The sequence below is a fragment of the Pseudemcibacter sp. genome (assembly GCF_965661635.1).
In the GTDB taxonomy this organism is placed as follows: domain Bacteria; phylum Pseudomonadota; class Alphaproteobacteria; order Sphingomonadales; family Emcibacteraceae; genus Pseudemcibacter.
Map to the genome: position 1 here is coordinate 1 of NZ_CBFIEP010000160.1, position 12,128 is coordinate 12,128.

A 12,128-nucleotide genomic window follows, 5' to 3' on the forward strand; every position below is an offset into this window, starting at 1 on the left:
TATAAACTTTTTGATCAAAATTTCTTAGCAATGTTTATTCATCCATCATTATGGTTTAAGGATTATATAATATAAGTGCGCACAAAATTGAAGAGAAAAGGAGTATTATTCCTTACTGACGCGTTTATCCAAATCTTCGATGGCATACCAGGCACTTTCAATTGCGCCTACCATCCATCCTGTGTGTTGTGGCGCCATGCCGCCACCTGCGAACAGAACGCGTTTCTCACCTTTTAAAAGGGCAGGAAACTTGAGTCTGCGGTTGCGATTTGACCATCTTACCCAGCCAGCAAGAGCATATTTCTGCTTATGCCAAGCAAGGGAAATGGATTGTCCGTTATAGTATTTTCGGGCAAGTCCAGGATGGATTTTTTCCATGGCATTAAGACCTTGTTCATTGCGGTCTGCGATACTTTTATTGCCAAGAGTGATGCTATTACCGCGCTTCGCATATGAGGTAAGGATAACACCGCCCATATTACTATGAAGGTCGGATGACGGGTAGCTGATGTCTTCATGACCTGGTATATCGGTATGAGTGACGCCGCCGTAGATCATTTCATCTTCCCAAAATCGATGGCTAAACTGTTGACCAAGCTTAACAACAGGTGCGGCGGCCGGTGCTTTAAGTGCATCGACAACTACGTCGGAAAAGTCAGTATTGATTTTATTTAATAATGGGAAGGGAAGGCAGGAAATACAGTAATCTGCAGTTGCTATCTCAACTTTACCCGTCTTAGTATCAGTAAAGGTGACGGTTACACCATCATCACTTTGCATAATATCAGTGATTTCGGCATTAAATCGGAATATGGTCTTTGGTAGGGCGCGTTCCATACCACGAGCAATTTGATCCATACCGCCTACTGGTTGGAAAATAACGCCGGTATGGTCGGCATCTTCGTATTCGCCGCCAAACTTATAATCAAGCAGTTCTTTTAAGGCGAAAGGCTCAGAAAGATCGCCATCATCCATACCGATTTTTGGGTAACGTGAATAGCCACGTGCTTGATTTGCTTTATATTTCAAGTCTTTTGAATCAAGAAGGCCGGCTTCTTTGAGATAATCGACCAATTTATCTATGTCTTCTTGTTCTAATTTGTCATCAAGTGAACCATCCGCAGCACATTTTGCAAGTAGTTCATGGATGTGTCCTGCGCGATCTGTATCTGCTTCGACTTGTTTAATACTTTTATTTTTTAGTGTGCCTTCAGTTTTTTCAGAAAAGTAGTATGAATATATTGCTTTATTGACAAATACTTCAAGTGGTACATTAAGTGTCTTACAGTAATGTAAGACGGCGTGATGTTCAGCTGGAATACGCCAAGGACCCACATTTAAATATTGATTATTTTCAAACTGACATGTTTGTGTTTCGCCGCCGACATCTTGAATGACTGTCCCTTTTCGAGCTGATATACAGCGTCCACCAGGTGTGCTTTGTGCTTCTAATATCTTTACATCGTATCCCTTTTTGCGCATTTCGATAGCGCTTACCATTCCGGCAAGACCACCACCAAGAATTAGCAGGGATTTTCCATTGCCGTCAACGATTAGTGTCGGTGGCTTTTGCATTGTCGCAGCTGCGCTCATTTCCCAGCCACGTAGAGCGGTCATAACGGCGGCTGTACCGCCAACCATTCCAACAGATTGTAAGAAATTACGTTTTGATATATTTTTTGAAGCCATAATTTATCCTTGAGCAATACGTTTATCAAGATCAGCAAGTGTTAGCCAAGCACCTTCGATCGCGCCAGCCATCCAACCGTCAAGAATTGGGGTAATACCGTTACCAGAGAAGAGAACGCGACGTTCGCCTTTTAACAAGATCGGAAGTTTATTCCTGCGGCCGCGTGCGGACCAACCAACCCATCCACCAAGTGAATATTTTTCCTTATGCCAAGCCATTGACATGGCTTTGCCATTGAAATGTTTACGGTAAAGACTCGGATGGACTTTTTCACCGCTCGCTAGTGCGAGCTCAATTCGGTCAGCGTTTGAAAGATTACTATTGGCGACGGCATTGGCCCCAAATTCATAATCACCTAGCAGAACACCGCCATTTGGACTATGAAGATCATTTGACGGATAAGAAATAATTCTGTTCCCCGGTATGTCAGTTTGCGTGACACCACCATAGATCATTTCATCTTTTTCCCAGAAACGGCGATCAAATTGTAAACCGATTTTATAAGCAGGAGCACTTCTTGGGCTTTTGATCGCATCAATCACTTCAGCAGTAAAATCATTTTCAATTTGATTTAAGACACCAAATGGAATGGTTGAGACACAATAATCAGCGCTGATGACTTCTTCTTTTCCGCTTTCAGTGTCAAAATAACTGACTTGTGCGCCGTTATCGGTTTGTTCAATTTTGGTGACATCTTTGTTGAATTTAATCATGTCGCGGGGCAGGGCTTCACACATGGCTTTGGCAATACGGTCCATGCCACCAACGGCTTGGAACATCACCGCAGGATGATCTGCTGTATCCCAACGTGCACCAACGCTGACTTTTAATAAATCGGAAAAATTATAAGGATCAGAATAGGTGCCAAAATTCATACCTGCACCCGGATAACTATCATAGCCACGTGCGCGTCCAGCAACATAATTAAGTTCTTTACGGTTTAGAAGACCAGTGTTTCTAAGATGTTCTAGCAGGTTATCGCGATCTTCTGGTGTCATTTTATCATCAAGTGAGCCGTCAGAAGCACATTTTGCAAGCAGTTCATAAATGTTACCATGGCGATCAACATCTGCATGGCGATGACGGATGCGCTTTCCTTTAAAGGGGCCTTCAGCTTTTTCAGAATAAATGAAAGTTTGTGCGCTTTCATTAATCATGGGTTGAAGTTCCACATTTAATGTATGGCAGTAATGAAGTGTTGAATGATGTTCTTGTGCAATGCGCCAAGGGCCATGGTTTACATATTGATTGTTATCAAAATCACAAACCTGTTTTTCACCACCAATTTCATGGATAACCGTGCCTTTACGTGCGGATTGACAACGGCCACCAGCAAAAGAACGGGCTTCTAGTATCTCAACATCATAGCCTTTTTTGCTAAGTTCAATGCCCATAACCATTCCAGCTAATCCGGCACCAAGCACAATGATTTTTTTGCCCGAGCCTTCAGACATCATTTTTGGCGGTTCTTTTTGATCAGAAGCAATGGATTTATCAAAAGCACCCATTGCCGCCAGCATTGCTGCTGAACCGCCCATTATGCCAAGTGATTGTAAAAAATCGCGTTTTGTTAATGAACCAAGTATATTATCGTTATTATCAGTCATAATATGCCCCATAAATCGGTAATGTTTTAAAATATGGGGCAGATTACAACTAAATGTTATAAAATAACAATATAAAATTGATATTTTTTTCGGAGCTTATCCTTGGCCAACACGCTTATCAAGTTCAGCCATTGTGTGCCATGCGGCTTCAATGGCGCCGACCATCCACCCGCTATGAACGGTTGAGATATTATTACCCGTAAAGAGTACTCTTTTTTCGCCTTTTAGGATAGTTGGCATTTGACGGCGTCGTTTACGGTTTGTCCATGTTACCCACCCACCAAGATGATATTTATGTCGGTGCCAGGCAATGCTCATGGCTTCACCGTTAAAGTTTTCCTTGAAATTGCCTGGATGAATTTTCTCACCGGCATTTAAGGCAAATTGCGTGCGATCTTTGATGCTTAAATTACTTAGTTTTGCGGCTTCACCGCCCCAAATGTAAGAACCAAGTAACACACCAGGTTTATTACTGTGCAAATCGGACGACGGGTAAGCCGTTAAACTGTGCCCTGGAATATTGGTTAATGAAGCGCCGCCATAAATCATGTCATCCTGTTCCCAGAAGCGGCGTTTCATTTGTAACCCTTGTTTAAATGCGGGCGTACCAGCAGGGGATTTTAGCGAGTTTAAAAGATCCTTATTGAAATTATTTTTAATTTTTGTCACAACTGGAAATTGGATTGATGAAATACAATAATCACCAGTTGCGGTGCTTAATTCACCAGTTTCAGTATTTTTATAATCGATTTTTACACCATCATCGGTGTGTGTGATTTCTGTGACTTCTGAATTTAATTTCACAACCCCGTTTGGAAGATTTTTATAGAGAGCCATGGCGACTTGATCCATGCCACCAATGGGTTGGAACATGACGACAGGATGATCTTCGTTTTCATGGCGGCGGCCAACGGGCATATTAAATATTTCCGTTAATGAATAAATGTCGGAATATTTACCAAAATCCATGCCTGCACCGGGATAATTGCTAAATCCGCGTATTTGATTTGGTCTATAGTTTAAGTCTTTGCGACTAAGTAGACCTGTATTCGCTAAATGTTCGATCAATCTTTCTTTGTCTTCTTGATTAATGACATCATCAAGGCTGCCTTTATTTATGGCTTTGGCGAGTAATTCTTCTACATGGCCTTCGCGGTCATAATCAACATCACCTTGACGGACAGGTACACCATTAAGCGCACCATCAATATTTTCAGCATAATAATAAGCCATGGGTGATTTATTAATTAATGGCTCAAGTTTTACACCCAATGTATGGCAGTAATGTAGGGTAGGGAGATGCTGTGCGGGAATGCGCCACGGGCCATAGTTGAAATATTGACCCTCTTTAAAATTACAGACTTGTTTTTCACCGTTTTCTTCTTGAATAACCGATCCTTTGCTTGCGGATTTACAGCGTCCGCCTACAAGATTTTCTGCTTCAAGGATTTCAACGTCATATCCTTTTTTGCTCATTTCAAGTGCGATAATCATTCCAGAAAGGCCCGCGCCCAATATAACAAGTTTTTTACCCTTACCATCACTGCTTAATTTTGGCGGCGCTTTTGATGTGGAGGCACTTGCGAGGTCCCATCCTTGCATGGCCGTAAAAACCGCAGCGGAACCACCAACCATACCAATGGACTTTAACAGCTGTCTTTTGCTGACTTTAATATCCTGATCTTGATGTGTTTTTATGATCGTCATTATAGTGCTCCTTAGAAATAATTGGGCGGAGCTTAACTGAGTTTTTATTTAATAGCCAGCGCTGATTTATACGCTTGTACAATTGTGATTTAGGTATAAAAAAGCCGGGTACTATTCCCGGCTTTACTTTAGGTATTTATTAGTTTTAAATCTTTGCGACGCGCTTATCAAATTCAGCAATCATATGCCATGCGCCTTCGATTGCGCCCGTCATCCAAGCACTATGATATGGTGAAACTCCACCACCAGAGAAGATAACGCGTTTTTCACCTTTAATGATATTTGGAACATGTTTTCTGCGTTGACGGTTACTGCGGTAACTTGATGCGCCACCAAGGGAATATTTATCCTTGTGCCAGCTCATTGAAATGGCTTGTCCATTGAAATGTTTTCTAAATTTACCCGGGTGTAGTTTTTCGCCACACATAAGCGCATGTTCAATACGTTCTGCGATTGTTGCATTGGATAGCTCAACACTTCCGCCACCAAATTTATAATTGGCAAGCATCACGTCACCTTGTTTACCGAACATATTCGATGACGGATAGGATGTTTGGAAATGACCGTCAATGTCAGAATAAGATGAACCACCATAAATCATTTCATCTTCTTCCCAGAAACGGCGTGTTAATTGCAATCCAATTTTATATGCAGGGGAGCTTGTTGCACTTTTAAGGGCATCTTTAATTTCATCACTGAAATTATTTTCAATACCGTTAAGAACAGAAAATGGAATGGTAGAAATGATATAATCCGCTTTGATTGTTGTGGTGCGACCATTTTTTGTGTTTTCATAGGTCACAACAACTTCATCATCATTATGTTGAATATTTGTGACTTCGGAATTAAATTTAATTGTACCGCGCTTAAGTGTTTTTTCCATCGTGAATGGGATTTGATCCATTCCACCTTTTGCTTGGAACATTACACCCGGATGATCTGCGGTAGCCCAACGTGTGCCAAGTTTAACTTTCAAGAGTTCTGCCATTTCAATGGGTTCTGAAAGCGCACCAGCATCAAGGGCGGTACCGGGGTAACTATCAAGATTATAACCACGTGCACGGTTTGCGCGGTAGTTTAATTCTTTACGGTCGAGTAGTCCCGTTGAAGTAAGATATTCAAGAAGACGTTCTTTATCTTCTGGGCCAAAATGATCATCCAATGCACCACTGTTCACTGCTTTTGCAAGGAGTTCCTGAACATTACCAGCTCGGTCAACATCGACCTCAACTTGACGGATATGTTTTCCTTTTAGAGGGCCTTCAACTTTTTCACTATAATAATATGCATGAACGGATTTATTGACCATTGGTTCAAGTTCAACACCAAGTTCACGACAATAGTAAATCACTGCTCTATGTTCCGCAGGAATCCGCCATGGACCAATATTTAGATATTGACCATGTTCAAAGTTACATTCTTGGCGTTCGCCGCCAATTTCCTGAATGACTTTCCCTTTTCTTGCGGATTGTGCACGGCCACCGGCATGATCACGGGCTTCAATAATTTCAACTTTATAGCCCTTTTTACGCAGTTCCATGGCAGTCACAAGACCGGAAAGTCCCGCGCCAAGAATAACGACTTTTTTGCCTTTTCCTTCTGTTGAAAGCTCTGGCGGTTCTTTAAGGGCAGACGCATGCACCATTTCAAGGCCAGTCATGGCCGTATATAGTGCTGCAGATCCCCCGATCATGCCGATTTTTTGAAGAAAGTCACGTTTGCTGATGCCAGCGAAATCATTAAGTTGATTAGTCATAAATTGTTCCCAAAATTAGTCCCGTATATTTTAGAAAATCCATTAACACAATTGATATAACATAACAATAAAATTTTTGTAATTTTTTGTGATTAATATTGTTTAGTAGTTAGAGTGAAATTTCCATATGGATTTGATGCATTCCCGGACCCCAACCATTTTCAATTTCAGAGATGATTTTAGCACCATGTTTTTCAAAAAACTTGAAGGCCACATGACTGGTGGCGATTTGTATTGTTTTAATGTTTAACGCGGATGCTTGATTAAAAACATCCTGCATGATTTGGGTTCCTAACCCTAATCCTTGTGCCGAAGGATCAAGTAATATCCATTGAAGGCGGCAGTCTTTATTTTCTTTTTCATAAAGACCAAAAGCGCCGACGACATTGTCATTATGAATGCATACACGGTAGCCATCGGCATATTCTTCTAGAAATTCGATTAAATCATCGCGTTCATTGGGCGCAAAAAAATCAGGACAGTTCTTATCAAAAATAGAAAGGACGGCCGTTTTATCGGCCGCCCTATAAGAAATTATATTCATGGTATTAAATATTTGCTGCGCGTTTATCCAGTTCAGCAATTGTGATCCATGCACCTTCGATCGCGCCGGCCATCCAACCGGAAAGACGAGGGGAGATACAATCACCAGAGAAGAGAACGCGGTTTTGACCTTTAAGGATTGTTGGTAGCTTTTTAATGCTATCGCCGCGCCAGCTTGACCAACCGGATTTATTGTATTTTTCATCCTGCCATACTAGGCCGGCTGCTTTACCGTTGAAGTTTTCACGGTATTGACCCGGATGAACTTTTTCACCAATTGAAAGGGCATATTCAATTTTTTCATTCATTGACATGCCGCTGAAATTGGTTGAGAGACCACCAAAGAGGTATGAGCCCAGAATAACACCACCGTTAGTACCATGAAGATCAGCAGACGGATAGGCAATGTTACCGGCCATGCTGGTTGTTGAGATACCGCCATAAATCATGTCTTCTGTTTCCCAGAAACGATTTTTCATTTGAAGACCGAATTTTGCAACTTGGCTTGGTGCCGGCGTTTTCATTGCGTCAATAATATCAGCACTGAAATCATTGTCGATTTCTGTGACAACTGCGTAAGGAATAGTTGAAATTAAGAAATCACCCGTGGTTGTCATTTCCGCGCCGCTCATCGTGTCTTTATAATTGATGGAGACACCATTTTCAGATTGTGAAATTTTGGTGACTTCTTTGTTAAGTTTCATGATCCCTCTCGGAAGAGCATCACGAAGGGCGAATGAAATTTGATCCATGCCGCCTTTTGCTTGGAACATACAGGTTGGGTGATCCGATGTTAGTTCACGTGCGGCCATATTCATATTCAATAGATCACTTAATTCATACGGATCAGAAAGTGTACCGTAATTATCCCCGCCACCTTTATATGATGAGTAACCACGAATTTGGTTAGCTTGATATTCAAATGTTTCAGCATTAATTAAACCCATGCCTTTTAAATAGGTAAGAAGTTTTTCAATGTCTTCTGCGGTTAGCATATCATCTAGTGCACCACCAGCGGCACATTTTGCAAGAAGTTCAGCCACATGACCTTTACGGTCGGCTTCCAGATGTATTCTACGAACACGTTTATTGTTAAGAGGGCCTTCGATATTATCCGCATATAGATAACTTTGTGAGCTATGGTTTAGCATTACTTCAAGTTCAACACCGAGCGTACGGCAATAATGAAGCGTTGAATGATGCTGTCCTGGAATACGCCAAGCGCCGTGGTTTAAATACTGACCATGGTCGAAGTCACATGTGTGTGTTGTGCCGTCTGCATGGGTTATTTTTGTACCTTTACGTGAACAGCTTGTGCGTCCGCCAGCGAAGTCACGGGCTTCAAGTAGTTCAACTTCGTATCCTTTTTTGCTTAGTTCAAGAGCAGAAACCATACCAGCAAGACCAGCACCAAGAATGACGACCTTCTTACCATTACCGCCTGTGTGTAACATTGGTGGTTCTTTTGCATCAGATGCAAGTGCATGTTGAAAACCGCTCATGGCTGTCATAACGGCCGCTGAGCCGCCGATCATACCGATGGTATGTAGAAAGTCTCGTTTTGTTATTATTTTATTATTTTGATCAGTCATTATCTGCTCCTCTATATTTAAGTTATAATATAACTACAATCATACATGGTTTGTCAAATTTAATTATCGCGGGGACTTGTCAGTTTTGCTGATACGCTGCTATGATCACATAAACACAAAATAACGGGAGAAAAAAAATGGATAGAAGACATTTTCTAGCGGGGGCCGCTGCGCTGCCGATGATGGCAAGTTTACCAAATTTATCAATGGCTGAAGCACACGGGAAACCTTGGAATGGTAAGTCGCTTATATTTGATGCGATGGGTGAACTCCGTGATGTTTATGATAACAGCTTGGTTGAAGAAATGCTTGAAGCGGGCATGCGTTCAATTTGCATTACATTATGTGACCCTAAAGTACAGGAACAGGAAGCCTATGATCTTACGATGGAATGGGTTTTAAAATATAATGAATTCCTTGATTGTAAGAATCAATATTATATGCGTACAACAACGGTGAAGGATATTGCAAAAGCACGTGCGGAAGGGAAGATGGCTGTTTTCTATTTAACGCAGAATTCTACCCATTTCCGTCGCAACCTTGATAATGTAGATATCTTCTATAATTTGGGACTTAGATCATCACAAATTACTTATAACCATCAAAACTGGGCCGGGGCTGGTTGTGAAGAACCAAATGGTTCTGGATTGACCGTTTTTGGTCATGAACTTGTCGAAAAGATGAATGACATCGGCATGCTTGTGGATATCAGTCATTCAAACGAAGCCACGATGATGGATACGGTCGATGCATCGAAAGAGCCGATTATTATTTCCCATTCATGTTGTAAGGATTTATATGATCATCCCCGAAATGTACCTGATAGAATTATGAAACGGTGCGCTGAAAAAGGTGGTGTAATGGGTATCACGCAAATGCGCCCGTTTGTGACCACCGATCAAAATACACAAATTTATGTGGATCATATTATGCATGCGATCAATGTGATGGGAATTGATCATGTTTGTATCGGTTCTGATCGTGACCATAGGCGTTTAACTATGAGTGAAGAATATATCGCGGAGCTAATCCGGGAAGAAGGACACATCAATCCGGCTGAATACCCGCTTTATTTCGAAGATCTTAATGGCCCACGTCGCATGGAATGGATTTGGGACAACTTAGCCGCACGTGGTCTTTCAGAGGGGCAGCTTGAAAAAGTTATTGGGATTAATGTTTATAATTTATATGAGCAGATTATCGGGTAATTTCGATAACCACTGATTATTCATCATAATTTTAAAAGGCGTTCTTGATGGACGCCTTTTTTTCATTTAGGGTGGTGCCATAAAAATATATGGGAGAACACATTATGGATAGAAGAAAATTTTTAGCGGGCGCATCGGCCTTAACGGCAGCGGCTTCAATGCCAAGTTTTTCATTTGCACAGACGGCAAGTGATCCGAATTTTACACCGGCACTTGTTGGTAAACCATGGGATCCGGTACGTAACGCCATGGTATTTGATGCCATGGGTGAAATCCGCGATACATTCACAGATGAACTCATTGAAGAAATTCTTTCGGCGGGTATGCGCGCGATTGCGGTAACATGCGGTAATCCAAGACAGCAAAATCAATCGGTTGAACAGAATTATCAATCAGCGTTAGAGGAAATGCTGTGGTTTGACCGTCATATCGCAGAGAAATCAAAATATTATCTTAAAGCGACAAAAACTGCTGATATTGACCGCGCGCGCAAAGAAGGCAAGCTTGCGATTTTTTACTTAACGCAAAATTCGGAGCATTTTATGCATGATTTGGATAATGTGGATGCATTTTATGCAGTTGGTCAACGCGTTTGCCAATTAACTTACAACTACCAAAATATGGTGGGTTCAGGATGTATGGAGCGTCATGGATCTGGTATATCACGCTTTGGCGCGGAATTGATTGAAAAGCTCAACGAGCGGGAAATGATGATTGATTTAAGTCATGCGAATGTTCAAACGACACTTGATGCCATAGATGTTTCTGAAAAACCAATCCAAATTTCACATACTTGTTGTTATGATGTTAGCCCGAACCCACGAGCAATGCCGGATGAGGTTCTGAAAAACCTCGCTGATAAGGGCGGTGTTGCCGGGATGGCACAAATTAGGACCTTTATGACGTTAGAACGGTTTGGCATGGTTGGTATTTATTTCGATCATATTATGCATGCAATTAATGTGATGGGCATTGACCATGTTGGGGTTGGGTCGGACCGTGATCATCGCCGCCTTGAAGTGACGCCGGAATATCTTGATGAAATGCAGCGCGAACAGGGGCCACTTTTTGATGTTCGCCGTGTACCTCTTTATTTCGAAGAGCTTAATTCGCCAAGGCGCATGGAAGTGATTTGGGATGAGCTTATAAAACGTGGACTTTCCGAGGATGATGCAGAGAAAGTTACAGGTTTGAATTTCTATAATCATTATAAAAATTTGATTGGATAGCCTGGTCGTAGCCGTTTTTTAGAAAGCAGTGATGAACTCTATGCTTCTCCTACTATTGGTCTGCCGAGGCTCGTTGAAATCGATCGTCGTATCAATGAGAAACGTGATTTCACCGATTATGATAATTTTTACGGGCAGGGTTCAGCATTTTGGCATATGCTTGATCGCTTAATTGAAAGTGGAACTGATGGAAAAGAAACGCTTGATGATTATCTTCCGCAACTCATGAAGACCCCTTTCATAAAAGGGATGGGCTTGCCGTCATCAATATTAGAAAGCATTGATTTTGTGCCTAAGAAAGCGATAACGGCAATAGAAGAAAAATATCTTTATTCTAGGGCTGATTAACTAGTTTTTGTAATAGGTCATCAATGATTTTGTAAGCGGAACCCCAGCCACCATCCATATTGGCCATCATTTGAGCGAAGCTTGCAATCTCATCATCGCTTGCATTCATTGGTACTTGGGTCAATATGACTTTTGTTTGATCGCCAAGTTCTTCGAATATGACGGTGGTGAGTAAAAGAGGAGGCCAATTTGGCATCATTGGATTTGGGGCATCATTCCAATCTGCATCCGTTGATGAATGATGCTGCCATACCAGTTTTTCATTTTAGATGACTTCTTTAAAGATGACTTTCTGATAATATGATGCATCACCATATTTCATTTCGTTTAACCATTGCCCCTCTGGTGTTGGATCAAATTCATGGATAATGGTTTCTGCACCGGGCCCATACCATTCATTGAGCAGTTCAGGATCTGTCCATGTGCGCCATACCAGATGACGCGGGGC

The 12,128-nt window shown here is 41.7% G+C and carries 9 protein-coding genes and 1 pseudogene; 3 read left to right on the forward strand and 7 right to left on the reverse strand.

Annotated elements, in window-relative coordinates:
* Nucleotides 1–105 precede the first annotated feature (105 nt).
* From ACTF6W_RS10735 to ACTF6W_RS10760, 6 genes are all read right to left on the reverse strand, one after another.
* Nucleotides 106–1,689: a flavin monoamine oxidase family protein gene (locus ACTF6W_RS10735; protein WP_438994542.1), complete on the reverse strand. Its 1,584-nt coding sequence runs from the start codon at nt 1,687–1,689 to the stop codon at nt 106–108.
* A gap of 3 nt (nt 1,690–1,692) precedes the next feature.
* Nucleotides 1,693–3,297 (reverse strand): flavin monoamine oxidase family protein, encoded by a 1,605-nt coding sequence (locus ACTF6W_RS10740; RefSeq protein WP_438994543.1) that lies wholly within the window; start codon nt 3,295–3,297, stop codon nt 1,693–1,695.
* 96 nt (nt 3,298–3,393) lie between these two features.
* Nucleotides 3,394–5,004 carry a flavin monoamine oxidase family protein gene (locus ACTF6W_RS10745; RefSeq protein ID WP_438994544.1) on the reverse strand — a complete coding sequence of 537 codons (1,611 nt, stop codon included), beginning with the start codon at nt 5,002–5,004 and terminating at the stop codon, nt 3,394–3,396.
* Between the two features lie 145 nt (nt 5,005–5,149).
* On the reverse strand, nt 5,150–6,760 hold the full coding sequence (locus ACTF6W_RS10750) for a flavin monoamine oxidase family protein (protein ID WP_438994545.1): 1,611 nt from the start codon (nt 6,758–6,760) through the stop codon (nt 5,150–5,152).
* A 109-nt stretch (nt 6,761–6,869) separates the two neighbouring features.
* Complete coding sequence (locus tag ACTF6W_RS10755; protein WP_438994546.1) at nt 6,870–7,304, reverse strand: GNAT family N-acetyltransferase; 435 nt, start codon at nt 7,302–7,304, stop codon at nt 6,870–6,872.
* Nucleotides 7,305–7,308: 4 nt separating this feature from the next.
* A complete protein-coding gene (locus ACTF6W_RS10760; protein WP_438994547.1) occupies nt 7,309–8,895 on the reverse strand; it encodes a flavin monoamine oxidase family protein in 1,587 nt (528 codons plus the stop codon).
* A 137-nt stretch (nt 8,896–9,032) separates the two neighbouring features.
* Between ACTF6W_RS10760 and ACTF6W_RS10765 the strand changes: the two genes are divergently transcribed.
* From ACTF6W_RS10765 to ACTF6W_RS10775, 3 genes are all read left to right on the forward strand, one after another.
* Nucleotides 9,033–10,103 (forward strand): dipeptidase, encoded by a 1,071-nt coding sequence (locus ACTF6W_RS10765; protein WP_438994548.1) that lies wholly within the window; start codon nt 9,033–9,035, stop codon nt 10,101–10,103.
* A 104-nt stretch (nt 10,104–10,207) separates the two neighbouring features.
* Complete coding sequence (locus tag ACTF6W_RS10770; protein WP_438994549.1) at nt 10,208–11,332, forward strand: membrane dipeptidase; 1,125 nt, start codon at nt 10,208–10,210, stop codon at nt 11,330–11,332.
* A gap of 156 nt (nt 11,333–11,488) precedes the next feature.
* Complete coding sequence (locus ACTF6W_RS10775; RefSeq protein WP_438994550.1) at nt 11,489–11,680, forward strand: hypothetical protein; 192 nt, start codon at nt 11,489–11,491, stop codon at nt 11,678–11,680.
* On the opposite strand, the pseudogene ACTF6W_RS10780 reads toward ACTF6W_RS10775, so the two are convergent.
* Nucleotides 11,667–12,116, reverse strand: a pseudogene (locus ACTF6W_RS10780) (SRPBCC family protein). The gene ACTF6W_RS10775 and the pseudogene ACTF6W_RS10780 overlap by 14 nt on opposite strands.
* Between the last annotated feature and the right edge of the window lie 12 nt (nt 12,117–12,128).